This is a genomic window from Emticicia sp. 17c, from assembly GCF_037153985.1.
In the GTDB taxonomy this organism is placed as follows: domain Bacteria; phylum Bacteroidota; class Bacteroidia; order Cytophagales; family Spirosomataceae; genus Emticicia.
In genome coordinates this window covers 215,438-232,754 of sequence record NZ_JBBAYI010000001.1, presented here as the reverse complement: position 1 = coordinate 232,754, position 17,317 = coordinate 215,438, and the positions used below count along the sequence as shown (strand labels likewise).

Here is a 17,317-nt window from a genome sequence, read left to right as displayed (position 1 = left end):
TATAAAATTATTCTCCAAATATTTACGTAACTAATTACGTAATCAATTACATATTATGGATTTAATGTCAGATTTAGGTGCTTTGGCACTAGGTAGCCGTTTGAAAAGGCTAAGCGACCGGATGATGAAATCAGTTTCGGAGATATACAAAAACTCAGGTGTTGATTTTGAATCAAAGTGGTTCCCCATGTTTTATTTGTTGAGCAAAGAAGGTGAAAAAGGAATTATGGAAATTGCTGAAATCTTGCATATAAGCCATCCGGGTGTAATTCAGCTAGCAAAAGAAATGGAAAAAGCTGGGTGGATAGTTTCGGAGAAGTCGGGGCTGGATGCCAGAAAAAGGCATTTAAAACTAACTGAAAAAGGATGGAAGAATTTACCACAATTAGAAGAAATGTGGGTAAGTTTTAAAGAAAACAACGAGAAGGTTATTCGTGCATCAAAACAGAATATCCTGCTAGCACTAGAAGAAATTGAGCATTTTCTGGATAATAATGATTTCAAAAAGCAATATTACGATACTTTTGAAGAGCAGAGAAACCTCTCAATTGAAATTCGGCTTTTTGAAGAGAAATACCAGCAACAGGTGGAAGACATGGTGCTTGGGATTCAGAATGGTGAATTTGGCTTAGGCCTAACAGCACAAAGACAACCCGATTTACACAACCTGAAAGCATTTTATAACGACAAAGGGAATTGGCTTTGGGTGGCTCTCAATAAAAAAGATGAGGTAATTGGAACGATAGGATTAGAACGGCTAAACGATACTCAAGCCGTTTTAAGAAAGATGTTTATCAAGAAAGCATATAGGGGCAAAACGCTCGGTTTGGCTCAACGATTATTTGAAATATTATTACAGGAAGCCAGAAAGCAGAATTTTAAAGAAATTTTACTGGATACCCCGCTGGTTACTCATGCCGCTCATCGTTTTTATGAACGCAATGGTTTTGAGTTAATCAGCAATGATGCAGTACCTGATAATTACATTTTACCCAAAGGTATTGAACTTAAAATATACAGATTGCCCCTTTAGCAATCTGTGTATTTTAATCATGCCAGTAAAGAAGCAGTATAATAGTTATAACTGCACTACTGTTCTGAGGGTTTCAAAATATTTATCGCATAAATTTATTTCCACTCGTTGTCCGTTAAACACATTTTCGGAAAGGCTATCGCAAAAGCCACGCATTAAGTCAATCAGTTTTTCATCATTTTCAAGACCTTTTTTTATAACCATCCGAAAAACCATGGTATTGCCATTTTTTACAAGCTGAACGGTTTTATTACCGCCATCTTCTGTAAACCCTTCCGATATAAGCCAATCACCTAGTTTTTGGGCTTGAACGCGCGTAGCACCATCTTTATAAAAAACATCCAGATTGGTAAATGAAACCTTTTCGCCATAGTTGGCACAACCACAAAGTATGGCAAATACTAAAATCAGAAATTTGTGTTTTTTCATTGGAGTGTTGTCTTTATTTACTGAATTTTATTTATGAATTTGCTCGGAGCTGTGCCAATTCCCTGATAAAATTGACCGATTATCTTGCACCACATAACCCAACGGTTTCACAACAGGAGTGGCTTTTGTAAAAATCCTGAAAAAAATATTTAATTCCAAAATTTTTGATTATCCGGTAGTTTTGGGCAAAAAATAAGGTTCAATAACCTGAAAGGCCCTATAAATAAAAAAAATGCCGTTGAAATATTCCAACGGCAATTATCATCAATCCATCTATTACTATTCTATTTCAAAAGCTCCACTTCCTACATTTTCAAAAATAATTTCGCCGTCGTGGTCTAGCTCCATCATAATTACGGAGTCTTTATGAACCTTACCAGCCAATATCTCTTTTGAAAGCTCATTCAAGATTTTACGTTGTAAAACTCTTTTCAAAGGTCTGGCACCAAAACTTGGGTCATAGCCTTCGTCGCCCAGTTTTTCGAGTACGCTTTCAGAAGCCTCAAGCGTGATACCTTGTTCGGCTACACGTGCCTGAATCTGCTTGAACTGGATATTGATAATTTTGCGTAAATTTTGTTTGGTTAAAGGCTCAAACAAGACAATTTCATCAATACGGTTCAAAAACTCTGGCCTTACATAAGCCTTCAATTGGTCGAGAACGGCATTTTTAGCTTCTTCCAGAATAAGGTGGTAATTCCAACCTTCGTTTTCTGCAAATTTTTCCTGAATAATATTACTACCCATGTTTGAGGTCATGATAATAATTGTATTCTTGAAATTGGCTATACGCCCTTTGTTATCGGTGAGGCGACCTTCATCAAGCACCTGCAACAGAATATTCCAAACGTCTGGGTGAGCCTTTTCTATTTCGTCGAGTAATACTACACTATAAGGTTTTCGACGAATAGCCTCGGTTAACTGTCCACCTTCATCATACCCAACGTATCCTGGAGGGGCCCCCACCAAACGGCTTACAGCGTGGCGTTCCTGATACTCACTCATATCTATTCTGACCAGTGCGTTATCGTCATTAAACAGATACTCAGCTAGCGCCTTCGCTAATTCTGTTTTACCAACACCAGTAGGCCCCAGAAACAAGAAACTACCAATAGGACGTTTAGGGTCTTGCAGCCCTGCACGTGAACGACGTACAGCATCGGCTACTACCTGAATGGCCTCGTCTTGACCTGCCACCCTGTTGTGTAGCTCGGTTTCCAGATGCAATAATTTTTCACGTTCGCTCTGAAGCATTTTAGCCACCGGAATACCCGTCCATTTAGCTACAACCTCAGCAATATTTTCGGCAGACACCTCCTCATGTAAAAGAGTGGCCTGTGTGTTGTCGGCCTGTTTTTGTATAGCATTTAACTGATTATTGGCTTCAACTAACTTACCATACCGAATTTCGGCTACTTTTCCATAATCTCCTGCCCGCTCGGCTTGTTCGGCTTCTAATTTCAGTTGTTCGATTTGTTCTTTCAACGAACGTAGTTCATTGATTGATTTTTTCTCGTTTTCCCATTTTGCCTTTAACTCGTTACGTCTTTCGTTGAGGTCGGCAATTTCTTTATTCAGAATGCTTTCTTTGTCTTTATTATTTTCTCTTCGAATTGCCTCACGCTCAATTTCTAATTGCATGGTTCTACGGTTCAGTTCGTCGAGTTCTTCAGGAACTGAATCCATCTCGAGGCGTAATTTTGAAGCCGCTTCATCCATCAAGTCAATTGCTTTATCGGGCAAAAAACGGTCTGAAATATACCTGTCTGACAATTCTACTGCTGCAATTACGGCATCGTCCTGAATCCTGACGCCATGATGCACCTCATATTTTTCTTTAATCCCTCTCAGAATCGAAATGGCATCCGTCACAGTTGGTTCATCAACCATTACGGCCTGAAAACGTCGTTCAAGGGCTTTATCTTTTTCAATGTATTTCTGATACTCATTCAAGGTGGTTGCGCCTATGGTATGAAGCTCCCCGCGCGAAAGGGCCGGTTTCAGTAAGTTTGCGGCATCCATTGCTCCTTCGCCACCAGCACCTGCACCAATAAGGGTATGAATTTCGTCAATGAACAAGACCATCTCCCCTTCTGAGTCTGTTACTTCCTTGATAACAGCTTTCAGACGTTCCTCGAATTCACCTTTATATTTTGCACCGGCAATCAACAAACCCATATCGAGCGATACAATGGTTTTAGATTTAAGGTTTTCTGGCACATCGCCTGATACGATTCTTTGCGCAAGCCCTTCAACAATAGCCGTTTTACCAACCCCTGGCTCACCTAACAGAATAGGGTTATTTTTGGTACGGCGTGATAAAATCTGTAACACACGACGAATTTCGTCATCACGCCCGATTACAGGGTCAATTTTGCCTTGCCTAGCCAAATCATTCAGATTTTTGCTATAACGTGCAAGGGCTTGGTAAGTGTTTTCTGCGTTTTGGTCTTTCACGGGGTTATTTTTTCCTCTAAGTTCTTGTATGGTGGATTTTAGTTCTTTTTCTTTAAAGCCGACTTCTTTCATCAGGTTTGCCACAGAATCTTTTCCGGCAATTAATCCCAGATAAAGAAGTTCGACACTAATAAACTGGTCGTTAAATTCTTTTAGATAAGTTTGTGACTTTGCTAAGGCAGCCGAGAGGTCGTTGCCTAAATAGGGCTGTGCGCCACTTACTTTAGGATAAGCATTTACAATATCTTCCAGACGTTTCTTGAAAATATTCTGGTTGACATTTAACTTGTTTAAAAGAAACGATGACGTATTGGCATCTTCTTCTAACAAAGCCTTTAATAAATGCCCGGTTTCAACAGCTTGCTGCATATTACCCTGCGCAATCTGAACAGCCTTCTGGATAATCTCCTGAGCCTTTATGGTATATTGATTAAAGTTCATAGTTCAAAAATTTTGTAATTGTTTATACATCTACAAAAAATATGCGAACAGAGCATTTTCGGAAAAATTGACAGAAAAACACTATTTTCTTCAAATTTCATGAGACAAAAAGGCAGATTCACGGCATTACTCTTATATTTTTAGCATTTTTGGCATTTATTTCTGGAATATGCTTTTTGACGACACCTATAAAACCATTGCCAAGCCAGCCGAGGGCTTATTTAAAGACAGAGGCAGTAAGTTTCTGGCGTTTGCTTACCCGTTACATCAGGAACAAGAGGTAAAGCAGCACCTCGACACACTGAGAAGCCTACACCCAAAAGCCAATCATCATTGTTATGCCTACCGTTTAGGAACAGACCGCAGCCAGTTCAGGGTAAATGATGATGGCGAACCCGCAGGCTCGGCTGGCAGGCCAATACTGAATGTTTTGTTATCAAAAGATATTAGCAATGTACTGGTGGTAGTAGTTCGCTATTTTGGTGGCACATTACTTGGCGTACCGGGCCTAATTAATGCCTATAAAGCAGCTACTTTAGAGGCTATGGCTAATGCACAGGTAGTTGAAAAAACTGTAAATGACCTCTACGAAGTGAGTTTTGATTTTGAGCAAATGAATGATGTGATGAAGATTATTAAAGAGTTTTCTCTAAAGATAAGCAATCAGGTTTATGATAACCGCTGTACTCTTACCTTAGAGGTAAGAAAATCGCTTCTGAATCAGGTGCTTAATAAAATTGAAAAAATTGATAGTGCCTCTGCTAATTATCTGCACACCCTTTAAAACAAAAAAAGCAAGACGGAAAGTCTTGCTTAATTTTGATATTTAATTTATAGTTTGTTAGAAGAGTCTTGAGAAGGCAACAGCTACAAATACTACAATTGATGCCCACATAGGCACACGACGTGCTTTGTATACCGCTACTTTAAATACTTTCAGATATTCCATTCTTAACCATACAGAAACAGCTAACAACAAGCACATGGCTGCGCTGGCAAACTTAAATGCCATTGCATGGGTTGGATTTTGTGAGAAAAAAAGGAAAATATTTACCAATAAAAGTAGGACTCCTAGAAGACCGAACACCTTCATTGTCCATGTGTAAGTTTCTTTATCTATGTTATTTCTCATGATTTTGTTGTTTGATGGACAAATTTAAAATATTTATTATGTATATGTCAAGTATTTTAGAATAATTTTTGGCTATATATATTATTTCCAAATAATATTCTGACCACATTCTTTATTATATATCTTTTAATATTAGAATAATACAATAAATATTTTACTAAAACTCTAAAATCATGTTTAAAAATATAGCATAGCAGATAATAAAAATTAAAATATCTAAAAAAACACCTTTCGGATTAAACTTATTAAAGCATTAAATAATATAACTTTTCCAAGAGTTAATTAAGATGTTTCAAGAGTTACTACATAACTTGAAGCCACCTGAGTAAATAAGACCAAATAAATGGTAAAATTCTGAAAAGTAAATTTGAGAAAAGAAGCAGCAGAGAAGTGAACGAGTTTTTTATTGAAAGCGTAGAAATAGCAGACAGGGCGTGGAATTGGCAGCTTTTATAGGGCTTATAAAATAATAAAGACAATAGCGATTCATACAAAACATGAATGCTATTGTCTTTCTGGATTAGGGCTGAATGAGATAATATTATTATTTTTCTTCAGAAGCAGCCTTTTCGATATTTTCTCTTACTTCGCGAGAAGCATCTTTGAATTCACGGATACCTCTTCCAAGTCCACGAGCTAACTCAGGGAGTTTTTTTGCTCCGAAGAAGAAAAGGACAACGACCAAAATCAAAACCATCTCTGTTGTTCCAAGACCAAACATGACGTATTAAGTTTAAATGTTTACTACAAAAATTCTATCACAAATATAAGTAAAATCTGAAAAATTAAAAATTAAATTCCTCTTAAATCCTTTAATTAGATTGAGGGACTGTTCTCTTCCATTGTTCAAATTTTTCTAGTTCATTACCAATGTTTTTAACAATAAACATCAGTAAAGCTACGTCGTCGGCAAAACCAACGTACGGCAATATATCGGGCAACAAATCAATGGGAGAAATAAAATAAATAAAACCCGCAATGATTTTCAATAAATTCTGTATTTCTATATCTCTATATTCTCCTACGGCATAAGCCTTTAACAGGCTTCCCAATAAGGTGATTTTTTCACGGAGCACATCAAACACTCCACCAACACCTAACTCTTGTACTTTGACAAGCGCATTTCGTAAAAGTTTAAGCAGGCTTTCGGCATTTTTAGCTAGTCTGGGGGCTTTTCTTAATGCACTTCTGTAAAACGCTGATTCTAATACTTTCGCAAGCAAGTTTTGTGAGTCTGATGCCATCTATGTTTTTATAAAGCTGATAATTTACTTAATAAACGAAAAAAAATTAAAAAAAAGTGGTGCGCTCGGAAAAAATGCAAAAAAAACACTAAAAAACCTTGTATTATATTAGTTTTGTCCAATAAATTTGGGCTAAAATTCTGAGTAAGTATCAGGCCACCAGCTTAATTACATTATATTTATATAAAATAATAATAAAATTATATACTTAAGTTTGTGGTTCAATTATTACATTATTTTATTTAAAATATTTATGAAACTTCATGTCAATAAATTTTACCCCAATGCATGATATGTTTCTAACCAATAAGCTCCGTTAGATACGGATTAGGGGTATTATTATCAAATGAAAGTAACCGTAGTTGGTGCAGGTGCCGTAGGAGCAACCACCGCCGATAACATCGCTCGCAAACAGATTGTTGACGAAGTAGTATTGTTAGACATCAAAGAAGGAGTAGCAGAAGGAAAAGCAATGGACTTGATGCAAACGGCTTCTCTGGAAGGTTTTGACACCAAAATTATTGGGTCAACTAACGACTACGCCAAAACAGCCAAGTCTGATGTAGTAGTGATTACTTCAGGTTTACCACGTAAACCCGGCATGACTCGCGAAGAGCTTATCGGTATTAATGCAGGTATTGTAAAAGGAGTTGTTACTCAAATTCTTACACACTCGCCTAAAGCCATTTTATTGATTGTATCAAACCCGATGGATACCATGACTTACCTTGCCTTGCAGGTTGCACAGTCGTTGGGTGTTAACAAAAAACGTGTAATTGGTATGGGCGGAGCGTTAGACTCATCTCGTTTCCGTTACTTTTTATCACAAGCCATGGGTGTTTCTCAGAATGACCTTCATGCAACTGTTATCGGAGGCCATGGCGATACCACAATGATTCCTCTTACCCGCCTTGCAACTTGGAATGGTATTCCGGTAAGTCGTTCTTTATCTAAAGAAACACTTGATAAAGTTGCTGCTGATACTATGGTAGGTGGTGCAACTTTAACCAAATTGTTGGGTACTTCGGCTTGGTATGCTCCGGGTATTGCAGCCTGCTCGATGGTTGAAGCCATTGTACGTGACGAAAAACGTGTAATTCCGGCTTCGGTAGCCTTAAATGGTGAGTATGGCCAAAAAGACATTTGTATGGGTGTTCCGGTAGTAATTGGCAGAAATGGCTGGGAAAAAATCATTAATTACCGCCTCAACAAAGAAGAGCAAGCGGCCTTTGCTAAATCGGCTGATGCAGTAAGAAGCATGAACAGCGTTTTAAGTACCTTGAGCCTGTAAGCCTTAAGGGTATTCTTATTTTAAGGGGAAATCTCGTAGCGAAACATCTGCGAGATTTTTCTTTTCTATAATCTGACCTATACAAAAATAAGCCATAAACAAGTAGTGAAATTTAGTGTTTTATTCATAAATTTGGCTTACCAAATCCCTATAAGTTACTATATCCCTAATTGTTTTTATTAAAACGTGCTTACAAATGCTTGACAAGAATAACTTTATCGACTTTCTCAATAATCCCCAGACTTTAAGTCTTAACGATATTATGCTCATGGAGAATATGACAAAAAAGTATCCATATTTTCAATTGGGCTATACACTTATTGCAAAGGGCATCTACACCAAAGCACCTGAAATTGCACACGATGCCATCAGAAAAGCCGCTATTTATGCCCTAAGCCGAAATGCGTTAAGAAAAGTAATTGAAAATGATATTGACTGGAACTCCAACATTACTGCCAGACTTGTTGATACCCCCATTGAAGTAAAATTTTCGCCTGATTCTATTGAAGAAGAATTAAATCGTGAAAAATTGGAAGAAGAACTGATAGAATCCATCGCCAAACCTGCTTTAAGAAATATTCAGGACGAACAATTGGCTATTATTGAACAATTCATTAAAAAAGAACCTCGTATTCAGCCTATCAGGCCAGATAGTATTAGCGAAGAAGTGGAAGACCTTAGTGAACGTAGTACTACCCTTAAAGGCCCGCTTTTAACCGAAAGCTATGCTAAAATTTTATACCGGCAAGGCAGGTTTGAACAAGCCATAGAAGTTTATCATAAACTTATTGCAAAAAATCCCGAAAAAAGTACTTACTTTGCAGCAAAAATAGTTGAATTAGAAAAAAAACGCCTCTGAGATAAAAAGTATCTTTATTTCGAGATAAATCATTGTTCAAAGTTAATTTTAAATTGAAAAGATGTACACTACAATCTTAGTTTTGATGGTTATTGTTGCCATTTTATTAGTTTTAATCGTATTAATTCAGAATCCAAAAGGTGGTGGCATATCAAGCGAATTTAGTGGTGCTGGCTCACAAATGTTTGGTGTGCAACGTACAGGTGATTTATTAGAACAGCTTACCTGGGGTTTCTTCGCTTTTATCATTGTAGGAACTCTGGTATCAGGTGTGTTTGTTAATAAAAACGGAGCTAATCAGGATAACGGCCTGAATGTTGAGAAATCTCAGACAGCCCCGAAAACAACTCCGGCTCCAGCTACAACGCCTGCTCCTGCAACTACTCCGGCTAATACAACGCCTGCTCAACCTCAGAAATAATACTCATTAAGCATAATTAAAAGCCCTGAAAGAGAAACTTATCAGGGCTTTTTGACATATATCTGATTCAAAAATTGTGTTTAATCTTTTTCTAATGCCTTAATAAAAGTATTGCTTTGGCTAGCTTATTTTAATTTGCTGTATTTTCTGTATCCTGCTTTGTTTTTTGCTCTTTTTCCTGCTTTAGTAAGGCTATTTCCTGTGCCAGTTTGGTTAAGTTTTTTTGCAATTTTGAATTAACTATTGATAGGTGCAGCAAATAAACGAGAATAATAAATATAAATCCTGTAAAAACCAGATTAGGGGCCTCATAGACTCCAAAAAGTTTTGACAGAACCTCAAGCCCGTTACGCCATATTGAAAAAATCCCGAGAAAAACTGTGCATATCAGCCAGACGATTGCATATTCTTCCCTTAGCTTTCCCTTAACTATGAGCCGGGCAATAGACAACAAGAAAAAGAAATTAATTATAATGGTTATAATCTGGATTCGTGCCATAATGAGTGAAGATTACAATAACAATTACCTACTTGAGAAGTAAAAGTAAATAATTATTACTGAATATGATGTTTTCAGGCAGCCCTAAATAAAAACATCTGTAATTAAAGAGATGCTTCTCTCCTACTTACAGATGCCTTTATTTATTATTTTATTTATTCATAACGAAGTGATTCGATAGGGTCCAGCTTTGAGGCTTTATAGGCCGGATAAATACCAGAGATAATTCCTACTGCTACACACACAATGATTCCCATCAGCATCCATCCCCATGGTACAATAAAGCTACTTTTATCGCTAATAAGTTTGGCTATCACATTGCCGATTGATATACCCATGATAATCCCGCCGATTCCGCCAAGAATACAAATTACAATTGCTTCCATCAAAAATTGCAAACGTATTTTAAAAGGAGTAGCTCCAATTGCTTTTCTGATACCGATTTCTCTTGTACGCTCAGTAACCGATACCATCATGATGTTCATCAAGGCAATAGCTGCCCCTAATAGCGTAATAATACCTATACCAAAACCTCCTGCTCTCAGATACCCTGTAACTTCTGAAAAGTTTTTTGCAAGCGCATCAGAACGTTCTATCTCAAACGAGTCTGGCTTACCAACATGGTCTTTCCTTACTCTTCTCATAATTGCCTCTGCTTCTCCTAAAATATAATCCATGTCAGAAACATTCGGAACAGAGGTAGTAATATCGAATGTAAGGGTACGGTTACCTGCAATCTGCCTGCCTGTTTCGAGCGGAACTAACGCCACACGGTCGTCGCCTCCGCCAGTAATACTTCCTTTCTTTTCAAGCACACCTATTACTTTAAACCGTAAACCCATCAGGGTTATATCTTTATCGATAGGATTCTCTTTAGGGAAAAGCAACGTAGCCACTTCACTACCCAATATTACCACGTTGTTGGTAAAATCAATATCATTTTTATTGATGTCTCTACCAGCTTGCAATTTATAGCCCTTAATGCTCAGGAAGTCTTCATCAATGCCCCTAATTAAGGTATTAGGGTTCGTTTTTACCGATTTATATTTTAGTTGAGCTGCCCCAGTAATACTGGCATAAATACTGATACTGGCAGGTGTTTTGCCCTGAAACAAGGTTTTATAAAGTTTTGCCTGACGGTAGTCTATCGGCGGAAAATCCTTATCTTCTACCCCCCCACTTCTGCGTCTCCATGGCCTTGGCCCTTTAATATCAAACGAGTTGGCACCTAGTCCGGCAAAACTATTATCAACAGAACTTTGCATTCCATCAATAGCCGTCAGGATTCCAACCAGCGACGTAATACCAATAGCAATAATCAGAGCCGTAAGCACTGTACGGAGCATATTTCCTTTGATTGACCGAAGCCCCTCCCGAACATTTTCTTGTAAATTCATTTGGCAAATTGCTTGAATAATAGAGAAAACAGGCGATTTATATTAGCCATCGCTCATATAAATACGTAATATATTTCTGCTTACAAAGTTCAACAAGAGTTTTGAAACCTACAAACCAGTGAGGTACTGATTCAGCCGTTTATCATTATTTTTAGACGAATCGTCTCTTTTCGGTCAGAAACAATGTTGGGTTTGATACTTTTAGGGTAATTTAATCAAACAAATTTATAATTGCTTAATTTAGCTCTATTAAAACATCATCAAACATTATTCTCTTCATGAAAAAAACAGTCCGTTTTCTTACTGCTGGTCTGATGCTCTCAGGCTCTATTGTGTTTGCACAGAGCAAAGAGGCTATAAAAGACCCTGTTATTGCTAACATTATTAAAGAAGCTAATGAAAATTCTCAGCTCGAAAAAATTGCTCACGAGTTAATGGATGGTATCGGCCCACGTTTGGTAGGGTCTCCACAAATGCAACAAGCACACGACTGGGCTGTTGCCAAATATAAAGAATGGGGTATATCGGCCAAAAATGAAAAATGGGGCGAATGGCGCGGCTGGGAAAGAGGGGTGTCTCATATCGACATGGTGTATCCAAGAGTTAAATCACTTGAAGGTATGCAACTGGCATGGAGCCCAAGTACAGGCGGAAAAGCCGTTACAGCCGAGGTAGTTATTATTCCTGACCTTGCCGATTCGGTGGCCTTTCAGAAATGGTTACCAAATGCCAAAGGCAAATTCGTAATGATTTCTATGAATCAGCCGACGGGCCGACCCGACTACAACTGGGAAGAGTTCGGAACAAAAGAATCTGTTGAGAAAATGAAAGCCGAACGTAACGCCCAAACTGAGGCTTGGAATAAGCGTATCAGTAAAACAGGTTATAATACCCGCACCCTACCATTGGCTTTAGAAAAAGCAGGGGCGGTGGGCATTGTAATGTGCTATTGGTCGAGGGGCTTTGGAGCTAATAAGATTTTTGGTGCTAATACTAAAAATATTCCTACTGTTGACATCGCACTGGAAGACTACGGATTACTTTACCGCCTTACGGAGTCGGGCATTAAACCTAAAATAAGCGTGCGTGCCGATTCGAAAGAATTAGGTGTTATGCCTACTTTTAATACCATTGCAGAAATTAAAGGTACTGAAAAACCAAATGAGTACGTAATGCTATCGGCTCATTTTGACTCATGGGATGGCGGCACAGGTGCCACCGATAACGGAACCGGAACAATTGTTATGATGGAAGCCATGCGCCTGTTAAAGAAATATTACCCTAACCCTAAAAGAACGATTCTGGTAGGCCATTGGGGTAGCGAAGAACAAGGTTTAAATGGTTCGAGAGCATTTGTGGAAGACCACCCTGAAATTGTTCAGAACCTTCAGGCTTTATTTAATCAGGACAACGGCACTGGGCGTGTAGTTAATATTACAGGACAAGGGTATTTGCACGCGTATGAATATATAGGAAGATGGTTGTCTAAAGTTCCGGCCGACTACAAAAAAGGGCTTGAAACCCGATTCCCCGGTGCGCCAGGTGGTGGTGGGTCTGACTTCGCTTCATTTGTGGCTGCGGGCGCGCCCGGTTTTTCGCTAAGTTCATTAAACTGGTCGTATGGCACATATACATGGCATACTAATCGTGATACTTACGATAAAATCGTTTTTGATGATGTGCGTAACAATGCTATTCTGGCGGCTATTTTGGCTTATCAGGCGAGCGAAGACCCTAACAGAACCTCTACCGAAAAAAGTGTTTTACCTTTCAATGAAAAAGGCGAGCAAGGCACATGGCCTGCCAAACGTTCACCTATCCGTAAAGGTGGGCTTGACTAACATTAAATATAATATTTATTGGATTAATAATGGGGTTAACAGCCCCATTATTGTTTGTGTATATCGGCTAGTTTTTGTTGTAGCAGTTTTCTTTCTGGCTCTGACTCGACCAGTATCAAGGCTTTTTCGTAGCACTGTTTTGCAGCCGAATATTCTTTTAATTCCAGAAGGAAATCTCCTTTAGCAGTCTGATATAAATAATGTTGGTTTAAATCGCTGAGCCTTTCAAGGTCTTCTAAAGCCGCTCTGGCTCCTGATACATAACTCCTGACAATAGCACGATTCAGGTATACAAATGGTCCTGGCTTTATATCGGCCAGTAAATTATACAAACGAAAAATCACCTCCCAGTTAGTTTGCTCAAAAGTTAGTGCTGAGGCATGATAAGAGGCTATGGCCGCTTCAATATGGTATTCTGTTATTTCGTTCCCTGCCGTTGACTTACTAAAAAACTCATACGCTTTTGCCAGCATGAATTTATCCCAGAGTTTACGGTCCTGATTTTTGAGTAATACAATAAGTCCTTTGTCGTCGAGCCTTGCCGGAAAGCGGGCAGTCTGAAAACACATCAAGGCTAAAAGTGCATAAGTTTTAGGGCTATCTGTTAGCGTATTACGTGTCAGCAGCAAACCCATTCGGATTGCTTCTTCACACAAATCATGACGAATAAGTTGGTCGGGGTGAGCAGAACTGTAACCTTCATTAAAAATAAGATAAATAATTTTCAAGACAGTTTCCAGCCTACCAGCCAACTCATTTGCCATAGGCACTTCTAATATAATATTTTCATTACGGAGTTTTTCTTTTGCCCGATACAGTCTTTTATTAATGGTATCTTCGGTTGTAAGAAAAGCCCTGGCTATCTCGGATGCACTAAGGCCACCTAATATCTTGAGACTTAATGTAATTTGTGACTCGGGCGAAACAGCTGGATGGCAGCACGCAAACAACATCCGAAGCTGGCTATCCTGAATTTCGTTCTCCAGAAACATTTTATTTAGCTCATTTGCTTCGTTTTCAGCTAAATAAGCTAGTTCGGTACTTAGCTCTGAAAAGTTTTTTTCTTTCCTGATTATATCTACTGCCTGATTTTTAGCTACTCTGTACAGCCATGCCGAGGGGTTATCAGGAATTTGCCGCCGCCATTCGTTCAAGGCTTTCAAAAGAGTATCTTGCACAATATCCTCAGCAATTTCGATGCGGTCAAAACCAAACATACGAGCTAATACGGCAGTCATCTTTCCCGCCTCATGACGAAAAAGATGACTGACAAGCTGATTAACCTGTTCGTATTTAATTGGGTCGGTCAAGACTATTCAAAATTCTGGATAGGTCTTACTTCAACAATACTTTCGTATTCATACATTGGGCAACCTTTCGACAACTCAATGGCTTCTTCTATCGAATCAGCTTTTAAGAGCATATAGCCACTGATAATTTCTTTAGCTTCAGTATAAGGGCCATCAGTTACCAAATGACTAGCTCCTTTTACCTGCTTGCCTGTCGGGTAAAGTGCATCTGTGGCAATGAGTTTACCTTGTGCGGCTATACCGCCAATCCATGTATTCCATTTTTGTAATTCGGCTTGCATGTCTTCAGGTGAAAGATTTTCCAAAGTAGATTCAACATCTAAAGTGTTACGAAAAATAAGCATGAACTTTTCCATGATTTTTTGTTTTTAATAGTTATAAATTAAATTTTTCCCTGAAGACGAACCAAATTCCTGTTTTTGGACAACAATTCAAAATTTTTTTTTAAATTGCTCTAAGCTGTAAAATCAAACAGCTTATCTTTTCAATAACAATAGCTTTTTTTCGTTACTTGGTATAAAGATTGCTATAATATGGTAAATATGTTTCTGAATGCACACTATTGAAAGAGGCATTTATGGCTCTGCAAAAAAATACATTCAGGCATATTTTCAAACTAATTCGGATTAATTACACATGAAGAAAGCACTTGTTTTAATAACATTATGTTTATCGATGGTTTCGCAGGTCTTTGCTAATAAGATTCTGATACCAATGGATGAAACACAGAAGAACCACTTGAAATCTTACGGAATTGCATTCTGGCTACTAAAAGAACATAATGTTGAGATTGAATGGTTGCTTAATTACCGTGGTGGTAGTTTCTTGTTTGATGCTTCTCAGAGTTATATTAATGAATGTGTGATTCGTGGCGTTAGCTATGAAATGATTTCAGATGCTGAATCACAGTCGATTCTGGCTCTTATAGCCTCTCCCGATGCCAACATGGATGCCGTTAAGCTCAATAAGGCACCTAAAATTGCGGTTTACTCGCCCAAATCAACCCAACCGTGGGACGACGCCGTAACATTGGTACTAACGTATGCTGAAATACCTTATGACAAGATTTTTGATGAGGAAGTACTGGAGAATAAATTACCCGAATATGATTGGCTACACCTGCATCATGAAGATTTTACAGGACAGTTCGGTAAGTTTTTAAGGCTCCGCGGACAAGCATGGTACCAAGACCAGAAACAGGAGGCAGAAGCTATTGCCCGAAAGTATAATTTCCAGAAAATTCCTGATTTAAAACTGGCTGTATCAAAGAAAATAAGAGATTTTGTATTTGGAGGCGGCTATATGTTTGCCATGTGTAACGCCACCGATACTTTTGATATTGCACTGGCAGCCGATGGTATTGATATTGTAGAATCGCCTTATGATGGTGATGGTGCCGACGCTAACGCTGATAAAAAACTCAACTTTGAAAATTGTTTTGCCTTTCAGAATTTCAGGCTATACATGAACCCTTATGAACTTGAGTTTTCTACAATCGACAGCCAACAGGAAGAAAGAGGAGTAAACGAGAACAATGATTATTTTTCACTGTTTCAGTTTTCGGCCAAATGGGACCCCGTCCCTACTATGCTTACACAAAACCATGTAAACCTTATTAAAGGCTTTATGGGCCAGACAACGGCCTTTAAAAAGCAATATATTAAACCCGATGTGATTACAATGGCCGAAAACCGTTCGTTAGGCGAGGCTCGTTACATTCATGGTACGGCAGGTAAAGGATTCTGGACGTTTTATGGCGGCCATGACCCCGAAGATTATCAACACTACATAGGTGAAGAACCCACCGACCTGAATCTTCATCCTAACTCGGCGGGTTATCGCTTAATTCTCAATAATGTATTGTTTCCGGCAGCTAAGAAAAAGAAGCTAAAAACCTGACAAATATAAAAAAGCTCGCTAATTGAAATTTAGCGAGCTTTTTTATATCCTTAGTAAGTAAATCAAGCATCTGCTTTTTTCACTTTTTTATTTCTGTTTTTTGCCCATTCTTCTGCTTTAGAAGTTGCAATGGCAATAGCAGAGCCTTCTTCACGGCCATTTTCCAGTAACGCATTAGCTATTTCAATAGCTTTGTTTCTGACTGGCGCCGAAAGATTCTTCAAGGATGGCGGATAATCAGATTTTGTCCAAGGCATAATCTTGCTGTTTAAAAGAAACTATCGTTTCTGTTATTACATCTTGTCTGTCATTTTCTCTAGTTTTTCTGCCTCTTCTCTATGATGAATCAACACAGGCAGCGTTTTAGCAGCAAATGCTTTTATATCAGCATCATTCCCTTTGTCGGCCAACTTCTGAAATTTGTCAACATCTTTTTTATGGTCATCTAGCATCATGTTCATATACTTTTTGTCGAACTTTTTACCATTTTCTTCTGACACATCATTAATCATTTTCTGATGTTCGTCGGTAAGAGAAGCCGGCAAAACTATACTTTTGCTTTCTGCCAACGTTTTAAGTTCGTTGTTAGCCTTTGTATGGTCGTCTATCATCATCTGTGCGAATTTCTTCACTTTAGGTGAGGTAGCTTTTTGCAAGGCTATTTTTCCTAGCTCAACCTCCATCATTCCGCCGCTGGCGATTTCAACAAGGTTTTCGGCATCTTCTTTTTGCGCTCTTGCCATTGAGTCAGTTGAGGCAGTGGCATCAATAGCCTCATTATTCATTTTTTCAGTTGAATCTTTTACGTTTTCACTTGTTGAATTTGAATTACATGCAGCCACACCAAGAGCTAAAACGATGGCTGTGCCTAATAAAACATTTTTAGTTTTCATGATAAAAAAAGGATTTTAGTGAATACTATTGATATAAATCCTTAAAAAGCTGTGCCAAAACTTAAAATTACTATATAATGAGGTACGTTTTACTGTGCTTATTTTGAGTAATTGAACCTACAACAAACATAAAAACTAATTAAGCGGTGGTATATCACAAATGATGGGGAA

Annotated in this window: 18 protein-coding genes; 7 read left to right on the top strand and 11 right to left on the bottom strand. The window is 38.3% G+C overall.

Features of this window, described 5'->3' with window-relative positions:
• The first annotated feature begins 55 nt into the window (after positions 1 to 55).
• Positions 56 to 1,033 carry a bifunctional helix-turn-helix transcriptional regulator/GNAT family N-acetyltransferase gene (locus WAA15_RS01025; RefSeq protein WP_337040492.1) on the top strand — a complete coding sequence of 326 codons (978 nt, stop codon included), beginning with the start codon at positions 56 to 58 and terminating at the stop codon, positions 1,031 to 1,033.
• 45 nt (positions 1,034 to 1,078) lie between these two features.
• Here the strand turns inward: WAA15_RS01025 and WAA15_RS01020 are convergent, their stop codons facing one another.
• Positions 1,079 to 1,462, bottom strand: a complete 384-nt coding sequence (locus WAA15_RS01020; protein WP_337040491.1) for a hypothetical protein — start codon at positions 1,460 to 1,462, stop codon at positions 1,079 to 1,081.
• Between the two features lie 279 nt (positions 1,463 to 1,741).
• Entirely contained in the window at positions 1,742 to 4,360 is a 2,619-nt protein-coding gene (gene clpB, locus WAA15_RS01015; protein WP_337040490.1) for an ATP-dependent chaperone ClpB, read from the bottom strand.
• A gap of 169 nt (positions 4,361 to 4,529) precedes the next feature.
• Here clpB and WAA15_RS01010 point away from each other — a divergent pair, with 169 nt between their 5' ends.
• Entirely contained in the window at positions 4,530 to 5,144 is a 615-nt protein-coding gene (locus WAA15_RS01010) for an IMPACT family protein (RefSeq protein WP_337040489.1), read from the top strand.
• Positions 5,145 to 5,201: 57 nt separating this feature from the next.
• On the opposite strand, the gene WAA15_RS01005 is transcribed toward WAA15_RS01010, so the two are convergent.
• From WAA15_RS01005 to WAA15_RS00995, 3 genes are all read right to left on the bottom strand, one after another.
• The gene (locus WAA15_RS01005; protein ID WP_337040488.1) at positions 5,202 to 5,492 is read right to left on the bottom strand and encodes a hypothetical protein; all 291 of its coding nucleotides are present in this window, start codon (positions 5,490 to 5,492) and stop codon (positions 5,202 to 5,204) included.
• Positions 5,493 to 6,036: 544 nt separating this feature from the next.
• A complete protein-coding gene (locus tag WAA15_RS01000; protein ID WP_337040487.1) occupies positions 6,037 to 6,213 on the bottom strand; it encodes a Sec-independent protein translocase subunit TatA/TatB in 177 nt (58 codons plus the stop codon).
• A gap of 91 nt (positions 6,214 to 6,304) precedes the next feature.
• The gene (locus tag WAA15_RS00995; protein ID WP_337040485.1) at positions 6,305 to 6,736 is read right to left on the bottom strand and encodes a YkvA family protein; all 432 of its coding nucleotides are present in this window, start codon (positions 6,734 to 6,736) and stop codon (positions 6,305 to 6,307) included.
• A gap of 346 nt (positions 6,737 to 7,082) precedes the next feature.
• On the opposite strand from WAA15_RS00995, the gene mdh reads away from it, so the two are divergent.
• The 3 genes from mdh to secG all read left to right on the top strand — a co-directional run bounded on the left by mdh (position 7,083) and on the right by secG (position 9,307).
• Positions 7,083 to 8,027, top strand: a complete 945-nt coding sequence (gene mdh, locus WAA15_RS00990) for a malate dehydrogenase (RefSeq protein WP_337040484.1) — start codon at positions 7,083 to 7,085, stop codon at positions 8,025 to 8,027.
• Positions 8,028 to 8,223: 196 nt separating this feature from the next.
• Positions 8,224 to 8,886: a tetratricopeptide repeat protein gene (locus WAA15_RS00985; protein ID WP_337040483.1), complete on the top strand. Its 663-nt coding sequence runs from the start codon at positions 8,224 to 8,226 to the stop codon at positions 8,884 to 8,886.
• A gap of 61 nt (positions 8,887 to 8,947) precedes the next feature.
• Positions 8,948 to 9,307 (top strand): preprotein translocase subunit SecG, encoded by a 360-nt coding sequence (gene secG, locus WAA15_RS00980; protein WP_337040482.1) that lies wholly within the window; start codon positions 8,948 to 8,950, stop codon positions 9,305 to 9,307.
• A 130-nt stretch (positions 9,308 to 9,437) separates the two neighbouring features.
• Here the strand turns inward: secG and WAA15_RS00975 are convergent, their stop codons facing one another.
• Together WAA15_RS00975 and WAA15_RS00970 are read right to left on the bottom strand one after the other, a co-directional pair.
• Positions 9,438 to 9,806, bottom strand: coding sequence for a DUF2304 domain-containing protein (locus WAA15_RS00975; protein ID WP_337040481.1), 369 nt, complete (start codon positions 9,804 to 9,806; stop codon positions 9,438 to 9,440).
• A 155-nt stretch (positions 9,807 to 9,961) separates the two neighbouring features.
• A complete protein-coding gene (locus WAA15_RS00970; RefSeq protein ID WP_337040480.1) occupies positions 9,962 to 11,203 on the bottom strand; it encodes an ABC transporter permease in 1,242 nt (413 codons plus the stop codon).
• A 278-nt stretch (positions 11,204 to 11,481) separates the two neighbouring features.
• Between WAA15_RS00970 and WAA15_RS00965 the strand changes: the two genes are divergently transcribed.
• Positions 11,482 to 13,044: a M20/M25/M40 family metallo-hydrolase gene (locus WAA15_RS00965; RefSeq protein WP_337040479.1), complete on the top strand. Its 1,563-nt coding sequence runs from the start codon at positions 11,482 to 11,484 to the stop codon at positions 13,042 to 13,044.
• Positions 13,045 to 13,091: 47 nt separating this feature from the next.
• Here the strand turns inward: WAA15_RS00965 and WAA15_RS00960 are convergent, their stop codons facing one another.
• Both WAA15_RS00960 and WAA15_RS00955 read right to left on the bottom strand, forming a co-directional pair.
• On the bottom strand, positions 13,092 to 14,354 hold the full coding sequence (locus WAA15_RS00960; protein WP_337040478.1) for an RNA polymerase sigma factor: 1,263 nt from the start codon (positions 14,352 to 14,354) through the stop codon (positions 13,092 to 13,094).
• A gap of 2 nt (positions 14,355 to 14,356) precedes the next feature.
• The gene (locus WAA15_RS00955; protein WP_337040477.1) at positions 14,357 to 14,710 is read right to left on the bottom strand and encodes a YciI family protein; all 354 of its coding nucleotides are present in this window, start codon (positions 14,708 to 14,710) and stop codon (positions 14,357 to 14,359) included.
• 280 nt (positions 14,711 to 14,990) lie between these two features.
• Between WAA15_RS00955 and WAA15_RS00950 the strand changes: the two genes are divergently transcribed.
• Positions 14,991 to 16,253: an asparagine synthetase B gene (locus WAA15_RS00950; RefSeq protein ID WP_337040476.1), complete on the top strand. Its 1,263-nt coding sequence runs from the start codon at positions 14,991 to 14,993 to the stop codon at positions 16,251 to 16,253.
• Positions 16,254 to 16,315: 62 nt separating this feature from the next.
• Here the strand turns inward: WAA15_RS00950 and WAA15_RS00945 are convergent, their stop codons facing one another.
• Complete coding sequence (locus tag WAA15_RS00945; RefSeq protein WP_337040475.1) at positions 16,316 to 16,510, bottom strand: DUF2188 domain-containing protein; 195 nt, start codon at positions 16,508 to 16,510, stop codon at positions 16,316 to 16,318.
• A gap of 36 nt (positions 16,511 to 16,546) precedes the next feature.
• Positions 16,547 to 17,146, bottom strand: a complete 600-nt coding sequence (locus tag WAA15_RS00940; protein ID WP_337040474.1) for a DUF4142 domain-containing protein — start codon at positions 17,144 to 17,146, stop codon at positions 16,547 to 16,549.
• Between the last annotated feature and the right edge of the window lie 171 nt (positions 17,147 to 17,317).

Excerpts from the sequence above, each read along its gene's own strand:
- WAA15_RS01025 (WP_337040492.1), top strand. The coding sequence starts at position 56 with ATGGATTTAATGTCAGATTTAGGTGCTTTGGCACTAGGTAGCCGTTTG.
- WAA15_RS01020 (WP_337040491.1), bottom strand. The coding sequence starts at position 1,462 with ATGAAAAAACACAAATTTCTGATTTTAGTATTTGCCATACTTTGTGGT.
- clpB (WP_337040490.1), bottom strand. The coding sequence starts at position 4,360 with ATGAACTTTAATCAATATACCATAAAGGCTCAGGAGATTATCCAGAAG.
- WAA15_RS01010 (WP_337040489.1), top strand. The coding sequence starts at position 4,530 with ATGCTTTTTGACGACACCTATAAAACCATTGCCAAGCCAGCCGAGGGC.
- WAA15_RS01005 (WP_337040488.1), bottom strand. The coding sequence starts at position 5,492 with ATGAGAAATAACATAGATAAAGAAACTTACACATGGACAATGAAGGTG.
- WAA15_RS01000 (WP_337040487.1), bottom strand. The coding sequence starts at position 6,213 with ATGTTTGGTCTTGGAACAACAGAGATGGTTTTGATTTTGGTCGTTGTC.
- WAA15_RS00995 (WP_337040485.1), bottom strand. The coding sequence starts at position 6,736 with ATGGCATCAGACTCACAAAACTTGCTTGCGAAAGTATTAGAATCAGCG.
- mdh (WP_337040484.1), top strand. The coding sequence starts at position 7,083 with ATGAAAGTAACCGTAGTTGGTGCAGGTGCCGTAGGAGCAACCACCGCC.
- WAA15_RS00985 (WP_337040483.1), top strand. The coding sequence starts at position 8,224 with ATGCTTGACAAGAATAACTTTATCGACTTTCTCAATAATCCCCAGACT.
- secG (WP_337040482.1), top strand. The coding sequence starts at position 8,948 with ATGTACACTACAATCTTAGTTTTGATGGTTATTGTTGCCATTTTATTA.
- WAA15_RS00975 (WP_337040481.1), bottom strand. The coding sequence starts at position 9,806 with ATGGCACGAATCCAGATTATAACCATTATAATTAATTTCTTTTTCTTG.
- WAA15_RS00970 (WP_337040480.1), bottom strand. The coding sequence starts at position 11,203 with ATGAATTTACAAGAAAATGTTCGGGAGGGGCTTCGGTCAATCAAAGGA.
- WAA15_RS00965 (WP_337040479.1), top strand. The coding sequence starts at position 11,482 with ATGAAAAAAACAGTCCGTTTTCTTACTGCTGGTCTGATGCTCTCAGGC.
- WAA15_RS00955 (WP_337040477.1), bottom strand. The coding sequence starts at position 14,710 with ATGGAAAAGTTCATGCTTATTTTTCGTAACACTTTAGATGTTGAATCT.
- WAA15_RS00950 (WP_337040476.1), top strand. The coding sequence starts at position 14,991 with ATGAAGAAAGCACTTGTTTTAATAACATTATGTTTATCGATGGTTTCG.
- WAA15_RS00945 (WP_337040475.1), bottom strand. The coding sequence starts at position 16,510 with ATGCCTTGGACAAAATCTGATTATCCGCCATCCTTGAAGAATCTTTCG.
- WAA15_RS00940 (WP_337040474.1), bottom strand. The coding sequence starts at position 17,146 with ATGAAAACTAAAAATGTTTTATTAGGCACAGCCATCGTTTTAGCTCTT.